The organism is uncultured Holdemanella sp., from assembly GCF_934754935.1.
In the GTDB taxonomy this organism is placed as follows: Bacteria; Bacillota_I; Bacilli_A; order Erysipelotrichales; family Erysipelotrichaceae; genus Holdemanella.
Genome location: NZ_CAKVJB010000033.1, coordinates 1 through 26,301, shown reverse-complemented (window position 1 = coordinate 26,301; position 26,301 = coordinate 1). Strand labels below are relative to the sequence as shown.

The following is a 26,301-nucleotide window of genomic DNA, read 5'->3' as shown; positions in this document are numbered from 1 at the left end:
GAATTTTAAGCTGCCTAGCGCATTACCCTATGTAATCTTATAGCGTATCTAGACCCTAACTATTTTTATATAGTCTTTCTTTTCGTGTGGTATAATGCTTTTGAGGTGTTTTTTTATGAAATGTATTTCGTGGAATGTAAACGGGATTCGTGCCGTTTTAAAGAAGGATTTTGTGGAAATTCTTTATGCGTTGGATGCAGATGTTTTCTGTATTCAAGAAACAAAAGCACAACCCGAACAAATTGAAGTGGATTGTGAATTATATCCATATCAATATATAAATAGTGCTGAAAAGAAAGGATATAGCGGTACAATGATCTTCTGTAAAGAAGAACCAATGTCCATTCGTTATGGGATGAATATCGAAGAACATGATACAGAAGGAAGAGTGATTACTTTAGAATATCCTGAATATTATGTTGTGACTGTTTATACACCAAATTCAGGTGACGGATTAAAACGTTTGGATTATCGTATGGAATGGGATAAAGCTTTTAGTGCATATCTAAAATCATTGGATAAACCGGTAATGGCTTGTGGAGATTTTAATGTGGCCAATGAAGAGATCGATATTAAAAATCCTAAGACGAATCATAAAAATGCTGGATTTACAGATGAAGAAAGAAATAGTTTTAAAGAAAATCTATTAGCTTATTTTGTGGATACATATCGTACTTTATATCCGGAAAAAGTTGAATATTCATGGTGGAGCTATCGTTTTAAAGCTCGTGAAAAGAATGCGGGATGGCGAATCGACTATTGGTTAGTATCGCCGGAATTAAAAGACAAAATTGTGGATGCGAAGATCTTAACGGATGTATATGGTTCTGACCATTGTCCAGTCCAACTGGATATTGAGGTGTAATATGATTGCGTTTGTGAATGGAATTGTTAAAATTATTCGAAATGATCGTGTTGTATTAGATGTACACGGTGTTGGATATGAAGTGTATCTTGCCAATGCGTTAAGTCAAAAAATGAATGAAGAATTATTTCTTTATACATATCAACACGTTCGTGAGGATGCCATCTTACTATTTGGTTTTATCAAAGAAGAGGATTATGAAGTCTTTATGCGCTTGATCAACGTAAAAGGAATTGGTCCAAAAACAGCCCAGACCATGTTATCGGTATGTTCTGGAAAAGAAATGATTGAAGCCATTGAAAATGATGATATCAAAAGATTGAAGTCTTTACCTGGGATTGGCGCTAAAACAGCTGGACAGATTGTTTTGGATCTAAAAGGCAAGTTCGTATCTTTAGAAACAAGTGATAGTGCTACGTCAAATCCAGTATGGAACCAAGTTCAAGATGCTTTAGTATCATTAGGATATAAGACAAATCAATTAACAAAAATTAAAAAAGAATTAGAAAATACAGAATTAGGGGAAGATGAGATGTTACGACAAGCATTGATTCTACTCGCAAAAAGAAATGGAGTATAAGATAGATGCCTAGAGAAGTAGATGGAAATTTACAAGAGTGCGATAACTTTGAAAAGACGTTGCGTCCACAAAGTTTAAATGAATATATTGGGCAATCCGAATTAAAAGAAAATTTAAATGTGTTTATTCATGCGGCACGATCTAGAAATGAAGCTTTAGATCATGTATTATTCTATGGACCTCCTGGCTTAGGAAAGACAACATTAGCCTATATCCTTGCCAATGAAATGCAAGGAAATCTAAAGACGGCAAGTGGTCCTTCGATTGAAAAAAGCGGCGATCTAGCGGCTATACTTACAACACTTGAACCAGGAGATGTCTTATTTATTGATGAGATCCATCGTTTGCCAAAACAAGTGGAAGAAGTATTGTATCCCGCTATGGAAGATTATTGTCTAGATATTGTGGTAGGTAAAGATTCGGCAACTGTACACAATATTCGTATTAATTTACCACCTTTTACACTTGTAGGAGCCACAACGCGTGCCGGTGATTTGAGTGCGCCTTTGCGTGATCGTTTTGGGATTATTTCACAGCTAGAGTACTATAATTTAACGGATCTAGAAAAAATTGTATATCGTACAAGCTGCGTAATGAATACAGAAATCGATAAAAATGCAGTTACTGAAATTGCCTTAAGATCGCGAGGTACGCCACGAATCGCAAATCGTTTGTTCAGGCGTGTACGTGATTTTGCCCAAGTCTATAATGAGGGCGTGATTTCAAGTGAAATCGCAAAGACAGCTTTGGATAGACTTCGCGTAGACCATTTAGGTCTGGATGCGGTTGACCATAAATATTTAAAGGGAATCATTGAAAGATTTAAAGGTGGTCCAGTCGGACTTGAGGCTATAGCTTCAAGTATTGGAGAGGAGCCAATGACACTCGAAGATGTATATGAGCCTTATTTATTACAGATTGGTTTTATCAATCGTACGCCAAGAGGAAGAATTGTAACGCCTAAAGCGTATGAACATCTTCAAATTCCTTATCAAAAAGAATTGTTCACAGATTAATTGTCTGTGAACATTTTTAATATATGATATAATTATTTCCATGGAACATATGACAGAATTAACAAATAAAGTATTAGAATTTTTAGAACCCGATTCATCGAAATGGGAATATTGGACAAGTGAACAATCTTTAAATCCGGTTTCTGAATCGAATTGTATGGAAAGCTTTAAAGAACGAGTGTTGAAGGCTATTTCAAATCATGAAAAAGTAATTGTCGCAGGAGATTATGATTGTGATGGCATCAGTGCAACAACAATCATGGTATCTGGCTTAAGAAAATTAGGACTCGAGTGTGGCTTTTATATTCCAGACCGTATTAAAGAGGGGTATGGTTTAAGTGAAGCAACCGTTAGTTTAGCACATAAAAAAGGCTATTCTTTGATCATTACAGTGGATAATGGCATCAAAAGTAAACCGGCTTTAAATCTGGCGAAAGAATTAGACATGGATGTGATCGTTACAGATCATCATACAATGGATGAAGAAGTCAATTGTGCTATTGTTGTGCATCCAGATTTAATGGAGCCATGCTTTGAAACTTTATGTGGAGCTGGTGTAGCATTCGAATGCATGCGAAAACTTGGTGTAGAAGATGATTATCTTTTACAACTTGCAGGGCTTGCGAGTATTTCGGATATGATGGTTGTCAAAGGGCAAACGCGAGCTTTGATTCAGAATGCATTAAAATTGATGAATGAAACACATGAAAAACATTTCTTTTCTTTAGCTACAGATCGTGAATTAAACGAAACAAGCATTGGTTTTCAGGTGGTTCCTAAATTAAATGCGATTGGAAGATTAAGCAATCTTGCCAATGTAAATAATGTTGTCCGATATTTTTTGGCACATGATGATGAAACGATTTATACTTTGGGTTCGCAAATCACACAAATGAATACGATTCGTAAACAAATGTCGGATCAGATGCAAAAAACAGCTTTATTAAAGTGTAAATCGAATGAAGATATCTATATCATTGAAGATTCAAGTTTTCATGAAGGAATCATTGGCTTAGTGGCAGGTGCATTGTGTTCAAGATTTAATAAGCCATGTATCGTTCTAGCTAAAAATGAACAGGGATATAAGGCAAGCATGCGTAGTCCAGAAAGCTTTAACTGCATGGATTTTCTTGGTCCATACCAACATTTTGTCGTATTTGGTGGACATGAAAATGCGGCTGGTTTTTCATTGAATCTAAATGAGTTTGATCTATTTGAAGATTTTGTTTATGCGCGTATTAAGGAATATACGTATAGTGTAAAAAAGAAGAAAACATTAATTATAACGGATGATGAATTGAGTTTAGAAACAATTCAATCTTTAGATGTACTTAGACCTTTTGGTCCGGGCTTTGTTTTTCCTAGTTTTGAAATTATACATCCTCAAATTAAGTCGTTGTATGATTTTCAAAATCATAAACATCGTAAGTATACATTAGAATCTGGCTTGCAGTGTATGCGTTTTAATCAAAGTGAAGTAGAGTATAAAAAAAGTGTGAATGCGATTCATTCTTTTATAGGTACGGCTCAAATCAATCAATATCAGGGGCGTAAGCAGGTGAATTTTGTGATTGATGAGATTGTATATGAGTAGTAAAATGGAATCAATTAGAAAGAGGTTAGTATGGATTTAAAAGATTATATTGAAAGTATTCCGGGATTTCCCAAAGAAGGAATTATTTTTAGAGATGTGACACCAATTTTACAAAATGCGAATGCGATGCGTTATTGCGTGGATCAATTCAATGATTTTGTGAAAAGTGTTGGTGCAGATATTGTGATTGGTCCTGAGGCACGTGGCTTTTTGTTTGGTGTGCCAGTGGCTTTAGAAAACAACGTTGGCTTTGTACCAGTTCGAAAACCGGGAAAACTTCCAAGAGAAACAGTCAGCGAAACTTATGATTTAGAATATGGCCAAGATGAGCTTTGTGTCCATGCCGATGCCATTTTACCAGGACAAAAAGTCGTTATTATTGATGATCTATTAGCTACAGGCGGTACTGTAGAAGCCATTATTAAAATGGTTGAACGCATGCAAGCTAGTGTTACGGGTGTAGCTTTTGTGATTGAATTGGATGATCTAAAAGGAAGAGAAAAATTTAAAGATATCCCTGTTTGTGCATTAACACATTATGAAGGGGAATAAATAGTATAATTTTAAGAGAGGGGGCGCATGGATTATGAGTCAGAAAAAACAAGTCACTTTTGAAGAGTGTATGGAGAATGTCCAAACCTATATAAAACGCCCAGAAAATATTGAGTTGATTCAAAAGGCATATGATTTTGCCTACGAACACCATAAGGGACAATTTCGTAAAAGTGGAGAGCCTTATGTGATCCACGTTATTCAAGTTGCGAATACGTTAGCGTTGATGCATTGTGGACCTAAAACAATTGCGGCCGGTCTTTTGCATGATACTGTAGAAGATTGTGAAGGCGTTACGACAGATACAATTACAGAATTGTTTGGTCAGGAAATCGCAACTTTAGTTGATGCGGTTACTAAGATTGGAGCCATTAAATTTAAAGATGAAGAAGAATATTTAGCAAGCAATCATCGTAAATTATTTATTGCGATGGCCAAAGATATTCGTGTAATTTTAATTAAATTGGCGGATCGTTTACACAATATGCGAACTTTGCAGTATATGCGTCCGGAAAAACAAAAGAAGATTGCACGTGAAACTTTAAGTGTTTATGCACCAATTGCACACCGTTTGGGTATTAGTGAAATCAAAAATGAATTGGAAGATCTTTCGTTTAAGTATTTAGATTATAAAAAATATGAAGAAATCAAAGGCCTTGTTCAACAGCGTGAAAGTGATCGTAATGAACAAGTTCAAGAAATGATTTCGGATATTGAATCGATTATGAAAGAGTATAATATTCAATATCGTATTTTTGGTCGTTCGAAACATTTTTATAGTATCTATAAAAAGATGGTCACTAAAAATAAGCGTTTTGAAGAAATTTTAGATTTATTGGCCATTCGAATCATTACCGATTCCGTTGTGCATTGTTATGAAATATTAGGTTATATTCATGCCAAATATAGACCGATTCCAGGTCGTTTTAAAGATTATATTGCGATGCCAAAAGCGAATATGTATCAGTCTTTGCATACAACGATCGTAGAGCCTGAACATGGTAATATTTTCGAGATTCAGATTCGTACGGAAGAAATGGATGCGATTGCCGAACGTGGTGTTGCAGCGCATTGGAAGTATAAAGAAAATCGTAATTATACTCCAGAGTATGAACAAAAAGAAATTGAGGATAAACTTTCTTGGTTTAGAGATTTCTCGATGATGACCGATGAAGAGAGTGAAGATCCACTTGAATATATGAATGTACTTCAAAAAGATATTTTTGAAGCCAATGTATATTGTTTAACGCCAAGAGGTAAAGTGATTGCCTTGCCTTCTGGTTCTTGTCCAATCGATTTTGCGTATCGAATTCATACAGAGGTTGGAAATAAAACGGTGGGTGCCAAAGTCAATGGTGCCATTGTTCCTTTGAATACGCCTTTAAAAACGGGGGATGTTGTTGATATTTTAACGAATAACAATTCGGTAGGTCCTAGTGCAGACTGGATCAAAATTGTTAAGAGTGGACATGCACGTAATAAGATTCGTGCTTTCCTTCAAAAACAAGAGCAGCAATCACGTAAGGATAGTATCAAACTTGGTGAGTCTATGCTTGAGGATGAGTTTAGGCGTTTAAAATTAGATTCGAAATTAATGGAACAAAAACGCTTAGAGTCCATTTTGACATCCTTATCTTTTAAGAGTGTCGATGATTTGTTTGTGGGTATTGCCATGAAGCGTGTTTCATTGCAGTCCATTGTAGATCGTTTGGTTAAGAATCGTTCGAATATGCTTGAAGATCAAGAAATCATGAAGATCTACAACAAGCAATCTACACATACTACAAAACATTCAAGTTGTGGTGTTATTGTACCTGGAATTGATACGATTGCGGTATCTTTGGCAAATTGCTGCAGACCGATTCCTGGAGATTCAATTATTGGATATATTTCAAAGGGACAAGGTGTTAAGGTGCATAGGGCTGATTGTCCAAATATTGTAAATGAAAAGAAACGTTTGATTCCTGTTCAATGGGAAGAGGGTCTAGATGAAAAACAATATGAAGTGAATTTGATTGTACATAGTGATGATCGAAATTACTTGTTGAGTGATATTGTGACGACTTTACAACAGTGCAATGTGTATTTGAAACATGTGGATTCAGCTGTGGATGATGGAAATTTAGAGGCAACTACAAAATTGACGGTTTCTGTAAAGAATGCAGCGCATCTACAGAACTTGATCTCAAACTTAAAAAAAGTACGAAGTGTCAATGAAGTCATTCGTACAATTCAATAGGAAGGTATTTTTAGTACCTTCCTAGTTTTTTTAGTATTTCAATTTTGATATAAAGAATACGCGATACAATTTCTCTTAGGATATGTTTTGGCTTAAGATCTTTAAACCAGGCACAACCATAATCCAAAAAGAATTGTTTTCCAATAGCACAAGCTCTTTTGGCATGAGTTTGTGATGTTAAAATCAAAACATCTTGATTTTGAATGATTTCTTTTGAATATTTAAAATTCTCAAAAGTATTCCGTGCTTTTGTTTCAAGAATGGTTGGAATATTTACTTTGTTTTGAATGTAATCATGCATAACTTGAGCTTCTATATATTCGTTTTTAACATTTGAACCCGAAATGATTAATGTGTCATAGAGATTCTGTTCATACATTTGTATGGCTAGATTACATCTTTTAATTTGACTTGAAGACATCGTTCCATCATCGTGAGCAGGACATCCAAGTAATAATGCATACGTATAGTGTTTCTTTCTTTTTGGGATAAAGGGAAAGAAATAGATGTATATGCATGCAAGGATGATTAAAATGCATAAACTAACGATCATAATAGACGACCTTTCTAGCTTTGAATGTGTCTGTAGATAAATATTGACATTTAATTTCAATATCTTGAAGTAATTTGGGTAGTTCTTTAAATTTTGTGATGACTTGTTTATCTTTAAGAAAAGCTTGTCCAATCGAATCAAATCCAGTTACAATGACTTGATTGAAATGATTATTTTCTTGCATCTGTGTTTTTGTGATTTGTAGCAGCATAAACATACAAGTTCTTTGAATACGAGCTTTTGTATATGTTTTAGAAATGGATGCCAATAGAAAATCTTCCCACTTTAAATATTTCTTGGCATTTTCTTTTAAGCGATATTCAATGCCTTCATTGACAAGAAAATAGGTAGATAAAATATTTGGATCGGTTAAAATTAAGAATTTTCTCAGATATGGATAATAAGTATCCCACGTTTGATTTGAGTGGAAGTAGACGTCATTAAATTGACGAATACCTTCAAAGTATTCTTTGCGTGTTTGTGTGGCACTTTTAAAAGTGTTATTTCTAGAAATGGAAAGAGGTTCAATATTATATTTTTCGCATTGTTTAATATATTGAATACTTAAAATGTCATTGGGTTGAATGTCTTTTGAATATAAATTTTGATTCATACTTAACGATGGGTCTACTTTTGTGGATTCCATTTGTTTAGAATAGGATTTTAAAGTTTGAATATCGTTTGTTTCAGAGCCAAAACAGATTTGATCAATATGTAACTCATTTAAAGATTCAATGGCATATTTAGCAAAGTAATCAGCACTTTGTGCTGCATAACAAGCTGGAAGTTCAATTACTAGGTTACAACCGGCTTCTAGAGCAAGTTTTGTCTTATCTTCCATGCTTAAAAGGCTTGGTAAGCCTCTTTGGGTAAAATGATTGGATACAATCGCAATTAAGCAATTACATTGTGTTAATTCTTTTGTTTTTTTGATATGATAGATATGTCCTTGATGAAAAGGATTATATTCTGTAATAATTCCGCATGTTTTCATATTCATTATGATAACAGAATCTTTTTCTTGTGGAAATATTGACTTTATGAATTACTTTTATTATAATATCAAATGCGACATGAGGTGAAGATCGTGAAATTTAATAGAAAAGACTTCTTAAATGCAAATAACCATATTATTGAGATCGATGAATGGATTGCGATTGAAGAAAACGATCTGCTTCATCATACTTCTGTCAAGTCTGTTCCAGATGTACATGTTACGGGTACATTAGAGTTTGACGGAATGAATTTCGTATCGAGTGATTTGAGTATGGACGGAACAATGATTGTTCTAGATTCCATCACAAATGAAGATATTGATGTTCCATTTGAGGCGGAGTCGCAACAAACGTATTCTTTTGTTCCTGTAGAGGATGCAGAGGATCAGGAAATTATCGTGGTGAAAAAAGATACAATCGATATTAACCCAGAGATTTTCCAGGCGATATTATATGAGGCTCCAATGAGTATCACTCGTTTACCTCGTGATCAATATCCAAAGGGAGATGGTTGGCAGCTTTTATCGGATCAAGATAAAGAAGAGCCAAAAATTGATCCACGATGGAAAAAATTAAATGATTTCAAACTGGATGATGACTAGGAGGTGCAAGCATGGCAGTTCAACAGAGAAGAAATTCAAAAACACGTAAAGCAAAACGTAGAACACATTACAAATTGGTGAAACCAGCGTTGACTCGTTGTCCAAATTGTGGTGAATATAAACTTGCTCACAAGATGTGCTCTTGTGGCGAATACAACGGCAAACAAATCGTTGAAAAGTAGTAAATTAGCCAGGTAAATCCTGGCTTTTTCTGTAGTATGGAGGTTAATGTGATTGAGATTTTAAAATCAATATTATATGGCATAGTTGAAGGAATTACCGAATGGCTTCCTGTGAGTTCAACAGGTCATATGATTTTATTGGAAGAAATCATGCCGATGAATGTATCGGAATCATTCTGGAGTATGTTTCTTGTTGTGATTCAATTGGGTGCAATTTTGGCGGTTGTTTTATTGTATTGGAATAAAATATTTCCTTTTAAAAAAAATAAAGAAGGAAAATACGTTCCGGTTAAATCTATTTGGATCTTATGGTCAAAAATTTTAGTAGCTACAATTCCGGCAGCTGTTATTGGTTTATTATTAGATGATTGGATTGATGCCCATTTATATAATGGATTTGTGGTTGCGATTATGTTGATTTTAGTGGGTGTTGCGTTTATCTATGTAGAAGATCGTAATAAAGATATGCGTCCAAGTGTAAATTCACTTGCAGCTTTATCTTATAAAGATGCGCTAATTATTGGCTTGTTTCAAGTTGTAGCAGCTATATTACCAGGAACTTCTAGATCTGGAGCTACGATCATTGGTGGCTTGATGATTGGTGTAAGTCGTGCTGTAGCCGCTGAATTTACTTTCTTTTTAGCTATTCCCGTTATGTTTGGTGCAAGTTTGTTAAAGTTAGTGAAATTTGGATTCTCATTTAGTTTGTTAGAATTCTTTATACTTGCGTTTGGGATGATTGTGGCATTTGTCGTTTCTATTTTTGTGATTCGCTTCTTAATGTCTTATATCAAAAAACATGACTTCAAAGTATTTGGATGGTATCGTATTGCACTTGGTATAATTGTTTTAGTTTTCTTTGCGGTCCGTGCAATTTTCTAAGGTGTTTGTCTCGACAAACATCTTTTATTTTAGGATTTGACAAGATAGACTTTATACCTATTTTCGTGTATAATATTTTTGGTTTTACCTAGAACAAAGGACGAAAAGGAGGAAATAGTATGGATGTACTATGGATCGTTTTGTCTGGTGTCGCAGGTCTTGCGGTTGGATCTGGCTGTATGGTCGGACTTTCCAAAGCAGGTTTAAATAAGAATCAGCAAAAAGCAGAACAAATTTTAAAAGAAGCTCAAAATGAAGCAGACTCTCGCGTAAAACAAGCTGTGTTAGACGGAAAGACACAGGCTCATGATTTGCGTGTTGAAGCTGAAAAAGAGATTAAAGAACGTAAACAAGAATCAATGGAATTAGAGAACAAGTTGTTGCGTAGAGAAGACAACTTGAATTTTCGTGATGAAGCGTTAAATCAAAAAGAGCGTCAGATTAATGAAAAGATGAAGAGTGTTGCTGACAAACTGACATCATTAGACGAAAAAGAAAAGAAATTACAAGAAGAAATCGATAAACAAGTTGTTGTTTTAGAAAGTGTTGCCAAAATGTCAAGCCAGGCAGCCAAAGAAGAATTGTTTGCGATTGTAGAAAAGAAAATGGAACATGAAACAATCGCATATATCAAAGATAAAGAGGATGAAGCCAAAGCAACTGCCAATGAAAAAGCGCAAAATATTATTGCCTTAGCCATTGAGCGTATGTCTCAACAAGAAACTCAGGAAAAAACAGTGAGTGTAGTTTCTTTGCCTGGTGAAGAAATGAAGGGACGTATCATTGGTCGTGAAGGTCGTAACATTCGTTGTTTTGAACAAGCAACAGGTGTTGAATTAAATATTGATGATACACCAGATTTGATTACGATCACATGTTTTAATCCAGTACGTCGTGAAGTAGCTCGTTTAGCTTTAGAACACTTGATTCGTGATGGAAGAATTCAGCCAGGACGTATTGAGGATGTTGTAAAGAAATACCAGAATGAAATTGATCAAGAAATCATGAAGGCTGGAGAGGAAGCTATTTTCAAATTGGGTATTGGTCGAATTGATCGAGAAATCGTAAAATTGATTGGTACATTGAAGTATCGTTATTCTTATGGACAAAATGCATTACAGCATTCTATGGAAGTTGCCTATATTGCGGGATGCATGGCAGCTGAACTTGGATTGAATCAACAAATTGCCAAACGTGCAGGTCTATTGCATGATATTGGTAAGGCATTGAATATTGAGCAACAAGATGGATCTCATGTTGAATTGGGATATAAATTCTGTAAAAAACATGGCGAAAAAGAAATTGTATTAAATGCGATCCACTCTCACCATGGCGATGTAGAGCCAAAATACTTGACAAGTCATTTGGTTATTGCGGCAGATACAATTAGTGCTGCAAGACCTGGTGCTCGTAAAGAAAGCGCTCAAGCTTACATCAACCGTCTTGAAAACTTAGAAAAGATTGCGAACGGATTTGAAGGTGTTGCCAATGCGTTTGCGATTCAGGCAGGTCGTGAAATTCGTGTGCTTGTAAATCCAGAACACGTTGATGACTTGACTTGTGTAAAATTAGCTCGTGATATTCGTGATAAGATTGAATCTGAATTGACATATCCAGGTCAAATCAAAGTGAATGTTATTCGTGAGACACGTGCCCAGGAATACGCAAAATAAAAATGTCGGGCTTTAGTCCCGACTTCAATTTTTTAGTTTGGTAAATGAATTACGGTAAGCCTGCACTTACTAAACTGCCTTGATTCACTTCTAGGATATAGTATAATTTGAGTATAAATTATTAAACAAGGAGGAAATAACAATGGCAGTAAATATCGATAAAGATGCTTGCATCGGATGTGGTGCTTGTGTAGGAGGATGTCCTGTTGGAGCTCTTTCATTAGATGATGAAGGAAAATCAGTTTGTGATGCAGGAACTTGCATCGACTGCGGTTCATGCGTAGGAACTTGCCCAGTTGGAGCAATCAACCAGTAATTCAAATTTAAACTTTTGCCAAGCTTAATGCTTGGCATTTTTTTTCGAAAGGAGAACACATGAAACAAAAACCAGGATGGGTTTTACCCGATTTAAAAGAAGCACAAAAACGTACTACAAATACAATTGATCGTATTGATACATTCACGATTCCTGAAGCCGCGCGCATGATGGGAAGAGGAAAAAAATATTTTATTTCAACATATGGTTGTCAAGCCAATGAGCGTGATAGCGAAACATTGGCGGGTATTTTAGATGAGCTCGGATTTACGCCTAATGAAACGGCTGAAGGTAGTGATGTGATTATCATCAATACGTGTGCAATTCGTCAAAATGCCGAAGAAAAAGTCTTAGGTGAGATTGGTAACTTTAAGCGTTTATATCGCGATAATAAAGATTTGATCATTGGTGTTTGTGGTTGTATGGCTCAAGAAGAAGGCTTGGTTGAAACTTTATTGACAAAATATCCTCAGGTACGTTTATTATTTGGTACACACAATATCCAAGAGCTTCCAAGTATGCTTTATAGTTGTATGTATGAAGGTAAAAAGGTCGTAAAGATCTATTCGAAAGAAGGAGAGGTTTACGAAAATCTACCGGTACATCGTTTTGGCACATTCAAAGCTTGGGTCAATATTATGTATGGTTGTGACAAATTCTGTACATATTGTATCGTTCCTTATACTCGTGGAAAACAGCGTTCTAGAAAGATGTCTGAAATCTTAAAAGAAGTTCAACAATTGAAGGATGAGGGCTATAAAGAAATCACATTGCTTGGACAAAATGTAAATGCGTACGGTAAGGATATGGATAATGAACAAGATTTTGCGACTTTATTAGAAGAAGTTGCCAAGATTGGTATTCCTCGTGTTCGTTTTACAACAAGTCATCCATGGGATTTTTCAGAGGAGATGATTGATATTATCGCAAAATATGACAATATCATGCCATTTATTCACTTGCCTTTACAATCTGGAGATGATGATGTCTTAAAATTAATGGGTCGTCGTTATACAAAAGAATCTTATTTAGCTTTATATGATAAGATCGTTAATACAATTCCAAATGTTTCTGTTTCAACCGATATTATTGTTGGTTTCCCAAATGAAACAGATGAACAATTTGAACATACATTAGATGTCGTTCGTTATTGTAAATATGATAATGCCTTTACGTTTATTTTCTCTGCAAGACCTGGTACACCAGCCAGTCGCATGCATGATTCAATCGATATGGAGACAAAGAGAAAGCGTTTGGCTACATTAAATAAAACATGGAATGATTTTGCCTTAGAAAAGAACAAAGCTTATGTTGGTCGTACAGTGACTGTATTAGTGGATGGTCCTAGTAAGAAAAATGAAAATGTATATTCAGGATATACAGACACACAAAAACTAGTTAATTTTAAAGGTGAAAATATTAAGCCAGGAGATTTTGTCGAAGTAAAGATTACAGATGCGAAAAGTTTCTCTTTAGATGGCGTAGCTGTGTGATATAATTTAGAAAAATAATACTATTTAAAAGGAGATAATATGAGAGAAGAAAAAATGCCTTCTTTGACAGAAAAAATTCGTATCTTCGCCCTTGGGGGTTTAGATGAAGATGGAAAGAACTTATTCTGTGTGGAGGTGGATCAATCCATCTACGTAATTGAAGCTGGAATTAAATTTCCAGACAACAAAGAATCATTAGGTATTGAATTTATTATTCAGGATTTTACATATTTAGTGGAAAATAAAGATCGTGTTGCAGGTATTTTTATTACGCATGGTCATGATGATGTTATGGGAGCTTTACCATATTTATTAAAACAAGTCCCTTGTGATGTTTATACGGCTCCTTTAGCTGTAAAAGAAGTACAAAAAATGATTCGTCAGGAACACATTACAGGTGTGCGTGTTCATGGCGTTAAGCGTAACGATAAGAAGCGTATTGGCAAAAGAAGAGTTGTCTTCTTCCCAATTACCCATGCATATCCTGGAACATTTGGTCTTGCGATTCAAACGGAACAAGGCTATATTGTATATTCTGGTGAGTTCATTGAAGATTATGATGATTTAGATGATGCGTATAGAGCAGACTTTACAACGATATCAGAACTTGGTAATGAAGGTGTATTGGTATTGTTGCAGGAAAGTAAGGGTGCTGAAAGAAGTGGTCATACTTCTCCGAGTCATCGCATTTCACCAAAGCTTTTACAGGTGTTAGAAACACATGAAAATAAACGTGTTTTTGTCAGTGTATATACACAAAGTGTTTATCGTATTCAAGAAATCATTGATTGTTGTATGGCAAATCATCGTAAGATGGTTTTCTATACTAAGGAATTGCGTGATTTAGTGGATCGTTTAAAAGAAATTGGATATGAAGTAGATCCTTCTTTAGTAATTGATCCGGCTAATTTTGATAATTCTATGAAAGATGTTGTGGTCATTATTTCTGGACAAGGTAAGTCTTTGTTTAAGACCATCAACAACATTGCCAATAACGAATTAGAATCGATTGTATTCGATCAGGATGATGTGATCGTGGTCGCCAGTCCGGTTGTTCCAGGTGTTGAAAATGAATTCAAGAGCATGGAAAACGATATGTATAAAAAAGAGGGTGAAATCATTGTCTTAGACAAGAATGTTTTGAGTATGCACCCTAGTAAAGAGGATTTGAAGATGATGATCTTCCTTACAAAACCAAAATACTATATTCCAATTAAAGGGGAATATCGTTTATTGCATATGAATTCACAGATTGCGGTTGAAATGGGATATGATCCAAGTCGTATCATTATTTTAGATAATGGCCAGGTTGCAACTTTTGAAAATCGTAAATTGGTTTCTTGTGCTATGGAATTAGAACTTCATGAAACTATGATCGATGGAAAAGAAAACTGGGATATGGCTGGTGTTGTCTTAAAAGATCGTGAAACATTGAGTACGGATGGTGTCATGATTTTGGCCATCGGTATAAATGCGAAAACAAAAAAGATCATCAACGGTCCAGATGTTCAGAGTCGTGGCTTGATCTATTTGCGTGATGCAGAATATATCACGGGTGATGTTGCCAAAATTATGGAAGATACAATCAATGAGGCGGTTGAAAATAAAACGTATGATAATTTAGAAACGCGAAATTTAATTCGTGATAAAGTGTCTAAATATCTTTATAAACAAACCGCAAAAAGACCGATGATCTTACCGGTTATTTTAGAAATTAACTTAAATAAGTAGAAAGTGGGGTAAGTATGGCAAAAGCCAGAAAAAAAACAACACGAAAAAAATCTACGAAGAAGAAAACACAAACGTCTTGGTTGCACTCAAACTTATTTCGTTTGTGTTTCCTTATTTGTATGATATGTATCAGTATTATTGCCGTTTTAGAATTTGGCGTAGTAGGCGCTTTTTTAAAACATTTCTTTGAATTTTTGTTTGGAGCTTTGACAAATGGATTGTTTATTTTAACAGCTACATATTGTGCAGTTCTAATATTCCATAAGGATCAGCCTGTGATTCGCAAGCGCTATATGTTTGGAATCTTATTTTTAGCACTTGGCTTAAGTTTGGTTTCTTCCATTTTAGAATTCAAACCGCATCCAGGCAGTTATGGCTTAGAATATGTCATGAAAAATGCCGGTAGTATTATTACAGGCACTTTAAGAACATATTCTGGATTAGTGGGGGCTTTGTTGCTGTGCCTTTTCCAGTCTTTATTTGATTATTCTGGAACCTATGTCATGGTGCTTTTATTCTTCGTACTTGCCATTTTGATGTTTGGTTATGAAAAGATTGTGGGATATGAAAGAAAGCCTAAAAAAGTTATGAAAAGTGAGCCGGTCAAAGAAACTCCGGTATCGATTGATCGCAAGAATTTCATCTTTGAAGATGAAGATACAAATGAATCGAGTTTTCAAATTATCAATGCCGATCCAGTTCAGCCTGTGTCATTAGATCCAGTTGAAGATACAAAAGAAAATGAACCTTTGATTATTGGTGATCTAGAACCAAGAAAGCCAAGCTTTATGGTGGATGTGGATGATGAGCCAAAAGAACAGGTGGTCGCAAAAAAAGAGGTACCTGTCGTTAATGAGGGTGTTGTAGAAAAAGTTGAGCCTAAGCATTATATTCGTGATGAGAATTCTGATTTTAAAAACTACAAGCTTCCAAAGCTCAATGTTTTAGAGGATATGGAAAGAAAGTCAAGGTCCAATGCGAATACAATTACGGCTAAAGAAAAAGGGGAAAAGCTGATTGAAATCCTACATGAATTTGGTGTAGAAGCTAGTCTTGTTCAGATTCATATTGGGCCGAGTGTAACGAAGTTTGAAATTAAGCCTGAACTTGGGGTTCGTGTCAATAAAATCAGTAACTTACAAAATGATATCAAGATGGGGCTTGCAGCTAAAGATATTCGTATTGAAGCTCCAATTCCTGGTAAGGCAAGTGTAGGGATTGAGATTCCAAACGTTGAAAAGACAAGTGTACAGATGAAGGATTTGATGCGAACAATTCCGGATTCGATGAAAGATAAAAAGTTGCTTTTCTGTGTAGGAAAAGATTTAATGGGTAATAATGTCTATGGCGAATTAAATCGTATGCCGCACTTGTTGATTGCAGGAGCTACAGGTAGTGGTAAATCGGTATGTGTGAATGCGATCATTTCTTCGATATTAATGCGTACAAAACCAGATGAAGTGAAATTGGTTTTGATCGATCCTAAAAAAGTAGAGTTTACACCTTATAATGATGTACCACATTTATTATCACCAGTGATTACAGATGGAGATCTTGCCAATAAAGCATTGAAGGTTGTTGTAGAAATGATGGATCGTCGTTATGATTTATTTGGTGAATTAGGAGTTCGTAATATTACGGCATATAACGAATATGTTTTATCGCATAATGATGAACATTTAAAAGTTTTACCTCGTATTGTCATTATTATTGATGAGCTTGCCGATTTGATGTTGGTGGCTGCTAAAGAAGTAGAAGCGAGCATTCAAAGAATTACACAGCTTGCACGTGCTGCAGGTATTCATTTGATTGTTGCCACACAAAGACCGAGTGTTGATGTTATTACGGGGGTAATTAAGGCGAATATTCCAAGCCGTATTGCCTTTGCGGTATCACAGGCCGTGGATTCAAGAACGATTTTGGATCAAGCGGGAGCTGAGCGTTTACTTGGAAATGGTGATATGTTGTATTTGCCAAATGGTGAAACAAGTCCTAGACGTATTCAGGGTGTCTTTATTAAGGATGAAGAAGTCAACAACATTTGTGCATTTGTGAAGTCGCAGGCATTGCCAAAATATGATGATGCCTTTATTCAATTGAAAGATCTACAGAATCAAGGTAATGAAGCAGGGAATGTAACGGCAGATCCTTTATATGAGGAAGTGAAACGTTTTGTGATCGCATCTCGAAAGGCGAGCACGTCTTTGATTCAAAGAAAGTTCTCTGTAGGATACTCTAGAGCTGCAAGATTAATGGATGTTTTAGAGGCAAATGGTATCATTGGTCCTTCAAGAGGTAGTAAGCCTAGAGAAATTTTAGTGCAAAATACTTTAGAAGATGACATAGATTCTATATAATAGGATAAGAAAGGAATTTTAACTATGAATATATTTTTAAAATCAGCAGGAAAACAAGAAGGAACATCATGTGTTTCAAATATGGTTCAATTAGGAGACTTCTTTTATTTAAGTGGTCAAACAGGTCTTGGAGAAACAATTCAGGAACAAACGATTACAGCTATCAATAAAGTAATTGATGTTTTATCAAACTATGGTTTACAGCTTCATCATATTGTGAAGTTCACAGTGTATTTAAAGAATATCGAGGATAAAGAAGCGTTCTTGAATACATTCAAAAACTTTGTAGATGAACCGTTCCCAGCATGCACAATTGTGGAAGTATCAAATTTAGCCGATAATGCCACGGTATGTATTGAGGGTCTTGGCGTAAATACACTTCGTCATGAAGAACAAATGCAACAATCTAGCTGCTCACATGATTGCTCATCATGTGGTGGAGGATGCCACTAATACACCGGTTAAAACGGTGTATTTTTATTTAGAAAGCGAAAGATGAGGTGTATCGAATTGCGAATTCTTTTAGGATGCTCGCAATCTAAGAAGGTACCATCTTTAAAAGTAATTCTACAATAGGAAGTATAGTACGTGACGTCATGGATATTGGCATAATTGATCCATATGCAGTCATGTGCTTTTTTTGATTTATTTGGAAAGTAAACTTCATGTTTTGAAATGTTTACTACGATAGGAATGAATTTTTTTGTCTTCATTTGAAAGATAAAGGCTTCTTGTCTTCCTTTAAGGCTAGATCCATTCATAAGACACATTTCATTTAAATAATTGTGTGTGCTTAAACAAGCATGATATATTCTTTCATCTTCTTTTACGGTACAGACTTGGCTTGATTTATGTTCATAGTATAAATAGTTCATATTATCTATGATACGTGTCCAATGTGAAAAAGACATAAAAAAAAGAAAGTTTCTTAAAAAAACTTTCTTATAGCCAAGATACGGTACAGACTTGGCTTGATTTATGTTCATAGTATAAATAGTTCATAATACTTATGATACGTGTCCAATGTGAAAAAGACATAAAAAAAAGAAAGTTTCTTAAAAAAACTTTCTATAACCACGAGATTGTGTTTTCTGTTCCTTTTTTGATCTTTTCAATATTTGTGCGATGTCTATAAATCACAAGGACTGTCATAAGCCAGCTTGCGACAATAACGCAAATGCTATCAACATTGAATCCAAGCATTAATGCTGTAATGTATAAGCTACTTGAAATGGCTGCACACATACTTGCTAGAGACACATATTTAAATAAATATAGAACAACTAGAAACATGCCAAATGGTACAAGTAAGTAGCTTGCATCTTGAAATAAAAAGATGCTTGTAGAGAACAAGAAGCCAAACATGGTACTGACAGCTTTTCCTCCATGAAATTTTGCGAAAATAGGATAACAATGTCCGATGCAGCATGCAAGTCCTGTCCAGATTCCTGCAACCTTAGATACTTGTGTCGCAATCGCAATCGCAAGTACAACTTTTAAAACATCAAACAAGATAACTGAAATTCCAGCTTTTTTTCCAAGAACTCTTCCGGCATTTGTTCCACCTAAATTTCCTGAGCCATATTGGCGTATGTCTGTATGATAGAAAACTTTACCAATAATCAATGCGAAGGGTAAAGATCCTAATAAGTAACCTAATAAAATACATAGAATAGTTTTCATTTCTTCCACCTCGAAACTTATTTTAGCAGTTTTGATCTACTTAGTCGAGAATTGGATGAAAAAAATAATTATTTGACATAAATGATGTAGGTATTAAATGTAGACTGATATTGTGAAGTCAAAAGAAATATACAAGAATTTCAATTTAGAAATATGTTAAAATATATGAGTATGAAATAGAAAGGAGGCGTTAAAATGGAAAGAGATCCATTTAAAGAATATATTAAAGAATCAGAATTAGATTCTGTGAATCGAGGATATGTTTGGAGTACTGCAATTGGTCTTCAAGCTGTAGATGGGCTTAAAACTTCTGATTATTTGATTGATACAGCCATAAAGAATATTGAGGGTAAAATCACATTAAAAGAAGCACAAAACCTGATTGATACTTATTATGAAGAAAGTCCAACAAATACTTCTGAGGATGATCGGACTGAGGAGGCTGATAAGGTAGCTTCTCGAATTGCTCAAATATTGTCGGAAACCGCATTTTCATTTTCGCCTTTAGAATATCTTTCTATTCATAAGAAGCTCTTTAAAGGTATATATAATCATGCTGGTAAAATGAGAACATATAATATCACAAAGAAAGAATGGGTACTGGATGGTGCTACAGTAGTATATGGAAGTGCTTCACAATTAAAAGCCACTTTAGAATATGATTTTTCTCAAGAAAAGGAATTTAGTTACAAAAATTTAATGATAGATGAAATTATTCATCATCTCGCTTTATTCATTTCAAGACTTTGGCAAATTCATGTGTTTGAAGAAGGGAACACGAGGACAACAGCTGTCTTTTTCATAAAATATTTACGTACACTTGGATTTAATGTAACAAATGATATTTTTGCGGAAAATGCTTGGTATTTTAGGAATGCACTTGTTCGAGCAAATTATACGAATCTACAAAAAAACATTCATGAAACAACAGAATATTTAGAATTATTTCTTAGAAATTTATTGTTGGATGAAAAGAATGAACTTCGTAATCGTACAATGCATATAAGTGGATATTTTTCAGAAAAAGTGGACATTGGAACCAAAAAAGTGGACATTGGAACCAAAAAAGTGGACATTGGAACCAAAAAAGTGGACATTGGGACTATTGATTTTAGTAAAAGAACGATGCAACATATTGAAACATTATATGATGAATATGGATATAATCAACTATTTGGTAGAAGTGATGTGATGAAATTGGTTGGATTAAAGAGTTCGGCTGTATCTAATCTTATTTCTAAGTTGTTGCAAGTTGACATTATTGAGCCAGTTACAGGGCATGGTAAAGGTAAATATAAGTTTAAGCATAAGGTGTGAAGAACACCTTTTTAATTTGACATGAATAGTGTATATATATCGTATATAATCAAATTGATTTGAAGGAATTTATGTGCACTTTTTTTGATTTGTTGATATAATAAAAATTACGTTGGAAAGTAGGGATAGTATGCCAAAACAACAATATGATGAAAGTAGTATCGTTATTTTAGAGGGCTTGGATGCCGTAAGAAAGCGTCCAGGTATGTATATTGGATCTACGGATTCAAAAGGTTTACACCATCTTGTATGGGAAATTGTTGATAATGCGATTGACGAAGCTTTAAATGGCTATGGAAATGAAATTGCGATTACCCTAGAAAAAGATGGTAGTGTAACAGTTGAAGATCACGGGCGAGGAATGCCTGTTGGAAAACATAAATCAGGAGTCAGTACACTTCAAGTTATTTTTACCATCCTACATGCAGGTGGTAAATTTACAAGTCATGGAGGATATACAAGTGCCGGAGGATTACATGGTGTAGGTGCCAGTGTTGTGAATGCATTATGTACATGGTGTAAAGTAACCGTTCATGATGGAAAAGATATTTGGTGCATGACATTTGAAGATGGGGGAAGTAAGATTGGAAAACTTGAAAAAGTAGGAAAAACCAATCGTACGGGAAGTACAGTCACGTTTAAACCGGATCCTACTATCTTTAAAACGGTTCATTTTTCATATTCTACAATTTGTGAAAGAGCTCAAGAAGATGCCTTTTTATTAAAAGGATTAAAAATGATCGTTCGCGATAAACGTAAAGAAGAAAAAGAAGTTATTTATCAATATGAAGATGGATTAAAAGCCTTTATTGATGAAGTAAATCAAGATCATACACCAATGCATGATTCAATTAGCTTTAGAGGTGAGAGTAATCAAATCGTTGTTGAAGGATGTTTCCAATATACAGATGAGTATCAGGAAAATATTTTCTCATTCACAAATATGGTCCGTACTCGCGATGGTGGATCTCATGAAACGGGTGCTAAACAAGCTTTCACGAAAGTATTTAATGAATATGCACGTAAAAATGGTTTCTTAAAAGAAAAAGATAAAGGTTTTGATGGAAATGATGTTAGGGAAGGATTAACATTAGTTATTAACTTAACGATTCCAGAAGATTATTTACAATTTGAAGGACAGACCAAAGAAAAATTAGGTACTCCAGAAGCTAAACCTGCAACCGAAACTGTTGTATCCGAAAATCTTCGTTATTTCTTAGAAGAAAATAAAGAGGTTGCCAATGCTCTAGTTCGTAAGATCATCAAGGCTGCACAAGCTCGTAATGCCGCAAGAAAAGCGCGTGCTGATATTCGTAATGGAAAAGGTAAGAACCGTTCAGAAAGAGTTTTATCTGGAAAGTTGGCATCGGCTCAAAGTAAAGATGCAAGAAGAAAAGAATTATATTTAGTCGAAGGTGATTCTGCGGGTGGTTCTGCAAAGCAGGGGCGTGATTCAAAATATCAAGCAATCTTACCTTTGCGTGGTAAAGTTTTAAATACAGAAAAGGCAAGTCTTGAAGCGATTGAAAAGAATGAAGAATTGAATACAATCATTCATGCCTTAGGTGCAGGTGTAGGTGCTAACTTTACGGCTGAAGATTCAAACTACTATAAAGTTATTATTATGACCGATGCCGATGATGATGGGGCACATATTCAAAACTTATTATTGACATTCTTCTATCGCTATATGCGTGAATTGATTACGCATGAAATGTTATATATTGCGCTTCCACCACTATATCGTATTGCCAAGGGTGGAAAAGAGTATTATTTATATACAAATGAAGAGTTGGATGAGAAAAAAGCAGAGTTAAAAAATGGTTATACCATTACACGATACAAAGGTCTTGGTGAAATGAATGCCACGCAACTTTGGGATACGACAATGAATCCAGAATCGAGAACTTTACTTTGTGTGACCATTGAAAATGCGATGATGGCCGAAAAAAGAGTGACTGAACTAATGGGAGATAAGGCAGAACTTCGTCGTAATTGGATCGAAGACAATGTTGTATTCACATTAGAAGATGATTATAGGGAGGTAAGTGCGTGAAAGAAAAAGAAGTAAAACATAATGTTTTAAAGAATTCTTTAGAAGATATCATGGCGGATCGTTTTGCCAGATATTCAAAATATATTATTCAGGAACGTGCTTTACCTGATGCTAGAGATGGACTAAAGCCAGTTCAAAGACGTATTTTATATGCGATGTATGAAGATGGAAATACATACAATAAGCCATACCATAAATCCGCAAAAACAGTAGGTAATGTAATTGGTAATTATCACCCTCATGGAGATAGTTCTGTTTATGATGCGATGGTTCGTATGTCACAAAATTGGAAAATTACCAATCCTTTAATTGATATGCAAGGAAATAATGGATCTATCGATGATGATCCAGCTGCTGCAATGCGTTATACAGAGGCGCGCTTAGCTAGAATTAGTGATTTTTTACTACAAGATATTGATAAAGATACAGTGGAATGGGCACCCAACTTTTCAGATGAAAAAATGGAGCCAACTGTACTTCCAGCACGTTTTCCAAACTTATTAGTCAATGGAATTACAGGTATTGCGGCAGGATATGCGACAAATATTCCTCCACACAATTTGAATGAAGTCATTCAAGCCAGTATTTATCGTATTTCTCATCCAGATTGTTCATTAGAAGAATTAATGCAGTTTGTGAAAGGCCCAGACTTTCCAACCGGTGGAATCGTGATGGGGCTTGATGGTATCAAACAAGCTTTTCAAACAGGTCGTGGACGCGTTTTGATTCGTTCAAAAGTAGAAGTGGTACCAACGCGTACAATCAAACAAATTATTATTCATGAGATTCCTTATGAAGTTATTAAATCCAATCTTGTTAAGAAAATTGATGAGATTCGTTTAAATAAGAAAATTGATGGCATTTTAGATGTTCGTGATGAAAGTGATCGTACAGGACTTCGTATTGTAGTGGATCTAAAAAAAGATAGTAATGATGAACAGATTTTAAATTATCTATATAAGAATACAGATTTACAAATTTCATATAACTACAATGTCATCGCAATCGTGAATAAAGCACCCGTACAAATGTCTTTAGCCATGATGTTAGATGCCTTTATTAGTCATCGTGAAGATGTAGTAATTCGAAGAAGTAAATATGATTTAGCAACCAAAAAAGATCGTGCTCACATTTTAGAAGGCTTGATCAAAGCGGTGAGTGTGATGGATGAAATTATCCATATTATTCGTAAGTCAAAAGATAAGGCACATGCCAAAAAGAATTTGATTGAGCGTTTTGAATTTACAGAAAAACAAGCTGAGGCCATTGTTGTTATGCGTCTATATCGTTTAACGAATACAGATGTAAAAGAATTAAAGGCCGAATTTAAACAGCTTCAAAGTGATATTGCCGAATTAGAAAAGATTATTAGTGATAAATCGGAATTACATAAAGTGATGGTTGAAGAACTTGAGAAAGTAAATGCAGAATTCAATACGCCAAGACTTTCTAAAATCGTGCACGAAGTTAAGGAAATCGTAATTGATGAAAAGGCTATGATTTCTAAAGAAGAATGTATGATTACTGTCACTCGTGATGGATATATTAAACGTGTTTCTATGCGAAGTTATAATGCATCCAGTGATTCCATGACACAAAGAAAAGATACGGATTCTTTGGTTTGTTATGGAGCGAGTCATACATTACAGACTTTGATTTTCTTTACAAATCGCGGAACGTATGGATATATTCCTGTTTATCAAATTGAAGAGGCCAAATGGAAAGATTTGGGAGGTCATATCTCAAACTATATTAAGATGGATTCAAGTGAAAAAATCATTGCCGCTTATGTATTAGATGCCTTTAAAGCGGGTGTTCATGTTGTGAGCGCAAGTCGTCATGGTATGATCAAACGTACAGAATTGAAAGAATTTGAGGTTTCTCGTTCCAACAAAACAATGGCATGTATGAAAATTGGTGGTATGGATGAAATGATATCTGTATCTTTATCTTATAAACCAGATGATCAAGTGATCTTAGTCAGTGAACAAGGATATGGTTTAATGTATCCGGTTGAACAGATTCCTTTGGTTTCAAATAAATCAAAAGGTGTAAAGGCAATGAATCTTTCAAAAGATGATTGTATTGCGTCTATTTGTATCAGTAAAAATAGAGATGAACAAGTCTTAGTTTCTACGACAACACTTTCTTTAAAGCGTATGAAACAACTTGAAATCGCACCATTGAATCGTCCGGCTAAAGGAAATCGAATTTGTAAGTTGGTAAAATCGAATCCAAATGTGATTTTCAATATTGAAATGGTGGATCTAAATACAAAAATTGAAGTATATACAGATGAGCTTATGTCGTTTGAGGCAAAAGAAATCAGTTTAATGAATGCGCAATCCACTTTCTCAACGCCATATGGAAAAGTGGAATCATTTGAGTGGATCTCACCACTTGAAAATGTTTTGGATGGAGCTTGGGTAAAACAAGAAGATTTTAAGCAACCTTCTTTATTTGATGAGGATAATGCATGAGTAAAAAACAGGCAAATTTAGTGTGTTTGATTGTTGCGGCTATTTGGGGTGGTGGCTTTATTGCCACCGATGCTGCTTTACAAACATTTGACCCCTTTACCGTTTTAATGATTCGTTTTATTGGGGCTAGTCTTGTTAGTATTGTAGTTTGTCTTTGTAGTCATGTAAAAGTTTCAAAACAAGCACTAGTTCGTGGAAGCATTTCAGGGGTGTTAATGTATTTGGCATTCGCATTTCAAACTTTTGGTTTGGCTTTGACAAATACGGGTCAAAATGCATTTTTAACCGCGGTAAACGTAGTTTTGGTTCCATATATTGTATGGCTTTTATGGAAAAAGAAGCCAAGTAAAAGACAACTTGGTGCGAGTGTAATATGCTTGGCTGGTATTGCTTGTTTAAGTTTATCAAAAGGATATTTCCAATTTAGTTTTGGAGATTGTTTATCTTTGACTTGTGCATTGTTCTTTGCGTGTCACATTATTTCTTTGGAGTATGCGACTGAAAATTCGAATTCTATTGCGATCAATGCCGTACAAATGAGTGTAGCAGCTTTACTTTCAATTCCTTTCGCATTGTCTTTGGAAACAATTCCACAAAATATTTCGTTGCATGCTTATATGAGTTGTGGCTATATGATTTTGGTGGCAACATTCTTGGCATTTCAATTACAGACATTGGCACAAAAGTATACAGATGCATCGAGTGCAAGTGTACTTTTATGTACAGAATCTTTATTTGCGAACGTATTTGGCTTTCTATTGCTGCATGAGACAAAGAGTCCAATTATGATTTTAGGTGGACTTTTGATCTTCTTTTCAGTGATTTTAACTGAATATAGTGGACAATTCGTATTGTCAAAAGCTTAAAAAGATAGTAGAATAGATGAGTAGATAGTGAGGTTGACTAAAATATGGGTGTATCAATTTTTTATACGATAGTGGGAGCCATCATTGGTGGCCTGGTTACTTTCTACTTCACTCGTAAGAAGTTTGAAAAAGAAATTAAAGAAAATCCACCTATTAATGAAAAGATGATTCGTGCAATGTTCTTACAAATGGGACGTAAACCTAGTGAAGCACAGATTCGTCAAATCATGAAATCGGTAAACGCAAACCGTAAATAATGATAAAGTGTC

The 26,301-nt window shown here is 34.9% G+C and carries 24 protein-coding genes; 20 read left to right on the top strand and 4 right to left on the bottom strand.

Going from position 1 to position 26,301, the window contains the following annotated elements:
* Nucleotides 1-115 precede the first annotated feature (115 nt).
* The 6 genes from Q0E86_RS09040 to Q0E86_RS09015 are packed head-to-tail and all read left to right on the top strand — an operon-like array spanning nt 116 to nt 6,846.
* A complete protein-coding gene (locus tag Q0E86_RS09040) occupies nt 116-865 on the top strand; it encodes an exodeoxyribonuclease III (protein ID WP_295756416.1) in 750 nt (249 codons plus the stop codon).
* 1 nt (nt 866) lies between these two features.
* On the top strand, nt 867-1,445 hold the full coding sequence (gene ruvA, locus Q0E86_RS09035; RefSeq protein ID WP_295756414.1) for a Holliday junction branch migration protein RuvA: 579 nt from the start codon (nt 867-869) through the stop codon (nt 1,443-1,445).
* Nucleotides 1,446-1,450: 5 nt separating this feature from the next.
* Complete coding sequence (gene ruvB, locus Q0E86_RS09030; RefSeq protein ID WP_295756413.1) at nt 1,451-2,461, top strand: Holliday junction branch migration DNA helicase RuvB; 1,011 nt, start codon at nt 1,451-1,453, stop codon at nt 2,459-2,461.
* 40 nt (nt 2,462-2,501) lie between these two features.
* Nucleotides 2,502-4,055, top strand: a complete 1,554-nt coding sequence (locus tag Q0E86_RS09025; protein ID WP_295756411.1) for a DHH family phosphoesterase — start codon at nt 2,502-2,504, stop codon at nt 4,053-4,055.
* 30 nt (nt 4,056-4,085) lie between these two features.
* Complete coding sequence (locus Q0E86_RS09020) at nt 4,086-4,607, top strand: adenine phosphoribosyltransferase (RefSeq protein WP_295756410.1); 522 nt, start codon at nt 4,086-4,088, stop codon at nt 4,605-4,607.
* A 34-nt stretch (nt 4,608-4,641) separates the two neighbouring features.
* Nucleotides 4,642-6,846 (top strand): bifunctional (p)ppGpp synthetase/guanosine-3',5'-bis(diphosphate) 3'-pyrophosphohydrolase, encoded by a 2,205-nt coding sequence (locus Q0E86_RS09015; RefSeq protein ID WP_295756408.1) that lies wholly within the window; start codon nt 4,642-4,644, stop codon nt 6,844-6,846.
* 10 nt (nt 6,847-6,856) lie between these two features.
* Here Q0E86_RS09015 and Q0E86_RS09010 read toward each other — a convergent pair whose 3' ends face one another.
* Both Q0E86_RS09010 and Q0E86_RS09005 read right to left on the bottom strand, forming a co-directional pair.
* Nucleotides 6,857-7,399, bottom strand: a complete 543-nt coding sequence (locus Q0E86_RS09010) for a YdcF family protein (protein ID WP_295756406.1) — start codon at nt 7,397-7,399, stop codon at nt 6,857-6,859.
* Nucleotides 7,389-8,399, bottom strand: a complete 1,011-nt coding sequence (locus tag Q0E86_RS09005) for a nucleotidyltransferase family protein (protein ID WP_295756404.1) — start codon at nt 8,397-8,399, stop codon at nt 7,389-7,391. Before Q0E86_RS09005 ends, Q0E86_RS09010 begins: the two co-directional genes overlap by 11 nt.
* Before the next feature lie 87 nt (nt 8,400-8,486).
* Here Q0E86_RS09005 and Q0E86_RS09000 point away from each other — a divergent pair, with 87 nt between their 5' ends.
* From Q0E86_RS09000 to Q0E86_RS08960, 9 genes are all read left to right on the top strand, one after another.
* Nucleotides 8,487-8,996, top strand: a complete 510-nt coding sequence (locus Q0E86_RS09000; protein ID WP_295756401.1) for a DUF177 domain-containing protein — start codon at nt 8,487-8,489, stop codon at nt 8,994-8,996.
* A gap of 11 nt (nt 8,997-9,007) precedes the next feature.
* The gene (rpmF, locus tag Q0E86_RS08995) at nt 9,008-9,178 is read left to right on the top strand and encodes a 50S ribosomal protein L32 (RefSeq protein WP_003864180.1); all 171 of its coding nucleotides are present in this window, start codon (nt 9,008-9,010) and stop codon (nt 9,176-9,178) included.
* 36 nt (nt 9,179-9,214) lie between these two features.
* Nucleotides 9,215-10,060, top strand: coding sequence for an undecaprenyl-diphosphate phosphatase (locus Q0E86_RS08990; protein WP_295756400.1), 846 nt, complete (start codon nt 9,215-9,217; stop codon nt 10,058-10,060).
* Between the two features lie 119 nt (nt 10,061-10,179).
* Nucleotides 10,180-11,733 (top strand): ribonuclease Y, encoded by a 1,554-nt coding sequence (rny, locus tag Q0E86_RS08985; protein ID WP_295756398.1) that lies wholly within the window; start codon nt 10,180-10,182, stop codon nt 11,731-11,733.
* Nucleotides 11,734-11,875: 142 nt separating this feature from the next.
* Nucleotides 11,876-12,049, top strand: a complete 174-nt coding sequence (locus Q0E86_RS08980; protein WP_295756395.1) for a 4Fe-4S binding protein — start codon at nt 11,876-11,878, stop codon at nt 12,047-12,049.
* A gap of 59 nt (nt 12,050-12,108) precedes the next feature.
* Nucleotides 12,109-13,542 carry a tRNA (N6-isopentenyl adenosine(37)-C2)-methylthiotransferase MiaB gene (gene miaB / locus Q0E86_RS08975; protein ID WP_295756392.1) on the top strand — a complete coding sequence of 478 codons (1,434 nt, stop codon included), beginning with the start codon at nt 12,109-12,111 and terminating at the stop codon, nt 13,540-13,542.
* Between the two features lie 39 nt (nt 13,543-13,581).
* Nucleotides 13,582-15,273: a ribonuclease J gene (locus Q0E86_RS08970; protein WP_295756389.1), complete on the top strand. Its 1,692-nt coding sequence runs from the start codon at nt 13,582-13,584 to the stop codon at nt 15,271-15,273.
* Between the two features lie 14 nt (nt 15,274-15,287).
* Complete coding sequence (locus Q0E86_RS08965; protein ID WP_288520566.1) at nt 15,288-17,630, top strand: DNA translocase FtsK; 2,343 nt, start codon at nt 15,288-15,290, stop codon at nt 17,628-17,630.
* 24 nt (nt 17,631-17,654) lie between these two features.
* A complete protein-coding gene (locus tag Q0E86_RS08960) occupies nt 17,655-18,083 on the top strand; it encodes a RidA family protein (protein ID WP_295756385.1) in 429 nt (142 codons plus the stop codon).
* 8 nt (nt 18,084-18,091) lie between these two features.
* Here Q0E86_RS08960 and Q0E86_RS08955 read toward each other — a convergent pair whose 3' ends face one another.
* Nucleotides 18,092-18,505, bottom strand: coding sequence for a competence protein ComK (locus Q0E86_RS08955; protein ID WP_288520569.1), 414 nt, complete (start codon nt 18,503-18,505; stop codon nt 18,092-18,094).
* A 193-nt stretch (nt 18,506-18,698) separates the two neighbouring features.
* Nucleotides 18,699-19,313, bottom strand: a complete 615-nt coding sequence (plsY, locus tag Q0E86_RS08950; RefSeq protein WP_295756381.1) for a glycerol-3-phosphate 1-O-acyltransferase PlsY — start codon at nt 19,311-19,313, stop codon at nt 18,699-18,701.
* A 195-nt stretch (nt 19,314-19,508) separates the two neighbouring features.
* Between plsY and Q0E86_RS08945 the strand changes: the two genes are divergently transcribed.
* The 5 genes from Q0E86_RS08945 to Q0E86_RS08925 all read left to right on the top strand — a co-directional run bounded on the left by Q0E86_RS08945 (nt 19,509) and on the right by Q0E86_RS08925 (nt 26,289).
* The gene (locus Q0E86_RS08945) at nt 19,509-20,630 is read left to right on the top strand and encodes a Fic family protein (RefSeq protein ID WP_295756379.1); all 1,122 of its coding nucleotides are present in this window, start codon (nt 19,509-19,511) and stop codon (nt 20,628-20,630) included.
* Nucleotides 20,631-20,760: 130 nt separating this feature from the next.
* Complete coding sequence (parE, locus tag Q0E86_RS08940) at nt 20,761-22,686, top strand: DNA topoisomerase IV subunit B (RefSeq protein ID WP_295756376.1); 1,926 nt, start codon at nt 20,761-20,763, stop codon at nt 22,684-22,686.
* Nucleotides 22,683-25,166 (top strand): DNA topoisomerase IV subunit A, encoded by a 2,484-nt coding sequence (parC, locus tag Q0E86_RS08935; RefSeq protein ID WP_295756374.1) that lies wholly within the window; start codon nt 22,683-22,685, stop codon nt 25,164-25,166. Before parE ends, parC begins: the two co-directional genes overlap by 4 nt.
* Entirely contained in the window at nt 25,163-26,032 is an 870-nt protein-coding gene (locus tag Q0E86_RS08930) for a DMT family transporter (RefSeq protein ID WP_295756372.1), read from the top strand. The genes parC and Q0E86_RS08930 overlap by 4 nt, the downstream gene beginning before the upstream one ends.
* A 44-nt stretch (nt 26,033-26,076) precedes the next feature.
* Entirely contained in the window at nt 26,077-26,289 is a 213-nt protein-coding gene (locus tag Q0E86_RS08925; protein ID WP_003864166.1) for a YneF family protein, read from the top strand.
* Nucleotides 26,290-26,301: the final 12 nt, after the last annotated feature.

What these genes read in the sequence shown, in the direction of transcription:
- Q0E86_RS08970 (WP_295756389.1), top strand. Translation starts at nt 13,582, where the DNA reads ATGAGAGAAGAAAAAATGCCTTCTTTGACAGAAAAAATTCGTATCTTC.
- parE (WP_295756376.1), top strand. Translation starts at nt 20,761, where the DNA reads ATGCCAAAACAACAATATGATGAAAGTAGTATCGTTATTTTAGAGGGC.
- miaB (WP_295756392.1), top strand. Translation starts at nt 12,109, where the DNA reads ATGAAACAAAAACCAGGATGGGTTTTACCCGATTTAAAAGAAGCACAA.
- Q0E86_RS09025 (WP_295756411.1), top strand. Translation starts at nt 2,502, where the DNA reads ATGGAACATATGACAGAATTAACAAATAAAGTATTAGAATTTTTAGAA.
- Q0E86_RS09040 (WP_295756416.1), top strand. Translation starts at nt 116, where the DNA reads ATGAAATGTATTTCGTGGAATGTAAACGGGATTCGTGCCGTTTTAAAG.
- ruvA (WP_295756414.1), top strand. Translation starts at nt 867, where the DNA reads ATGATTGCGTTTGTGAATGGAATTGTTAAAATTATTCGAAATGATCGT.
- Q0E86_RS08980 (WP_295756395.1), top strand. Translation starts at nt 11,876, where the DNA reads ATGGCAGTAAATATCGATAAAGATGCTTGCATCGGATGTGGTGCTTGT.
- Q0E86_RS08990 (WP_295756400.1), top strand. Translation starts at nt 9,215, where the DNA reads ATGGAGGTTAATGTGATTGAGATTTTAAAATCAATATTATATGGCATA.
- plsY (WP_295756381.1), bottom strand. Translation starts at nt 19,313, where the DNA reads ATGAAAACTATTCTATGTATTTTATTAGGTTACTTATTAGGATCTTTA.
- rny (WP_295756398.1), top strand. Translation starts at nt 10,180, where the DNA reads ATGGATGTACTATGGATCGTTTTGTCTGGTGTCGCAGGTCTTGCGGTT.
- Q0E86_RS08955 (WP_288520569.1), bottom strand. Translation starts at nt 18,505, where the DNA reads ATGAACTATTTATACTATGAACATAAATCAAGCCAAGTCTGTACCGTA.
- Q0E86_RS08960 (WP_295756385.1), top strand. Translation starts at nt 17,655, where the DNA reads ATGAATATATTTTTAAAATCAGCAGGAAAACAAGAAGGAACATCATGT.
- Q0E86_RS09015 (WP_295756408.1), top strand. Translation starts at nt 4,642, where the DNA reads ATGAGTCAGAAAAAACAAGTCACTTTTGAAGAGTGTATGGAGAATGTC.
- Q0E86_RS08925 (WP_003864166.1), top strand. Translation starts at nt 26,077, where the DNA reads ATGGGTGTATCAATTTTTTATACGATAGTGGGAGCCATCATTGGTGGC.
- Q0E86_RS08945 (WP_295756379.1), top strand. Translation starts at nt 19,509, where the DNA reads ATGGAAAGAGATCCATTTAAAGAATATATTAAAGAATCAGAATTAGAT.
- Q0E86_RS09005 (WP_295756404.1), bottom strand. Translation starts at nt 8,399, where the DNA reads ATGAATATGAAAACATGCGGAATTATTACAGAATATAATCCTTTTCAT.
- Q0E86_RS08965 (WP_288520566.1), top strand. Translation starts at nt 15,288, where the DNA reads ATGGCAAAAGCCAGAAAAAAAACAACACGAAAAAAATCTACGAAGAAG.
- Q0E86_RS09010 (WP_295756406.1), bottom strand. Translation starts at nt 7,399, where the DNA reads ATGATCGTTAGTTTATGCATTTTAATCATCCTTGCATGCATATACATC.
- rpmF (WP_003864180.1), top strand. Translation starts at nt 9,008, where the DNA reads ATGGCAGTTCAACAGAGAAGAAATTCAAAAACACGTAAAGCAAAACGT.
- Q0E86_RS08930 (WP_295756372.1), top strand. Translation starts at nt 25,163, where the DNA reads ATGAGTAAAAAACAGGCAAATTTAGTGTGTTTGATTGTTGCGGCTATT.
- ruvB (WP_295756413.1), top strand. Translation starts at nt 1,451, where the DNA reads ATGCCTAGAGAAGTAGATGGAAATTTACAAGAGTGCGATAACTTTGAA.
- Q0E86_RS09020 (WP_295756410.1), top strand. Translation starts at nt 4,086, where the DNA reads ATGGATTTAAAAGATTATATTGAAAGTATTCCGGGATTTCCCAAAGAA.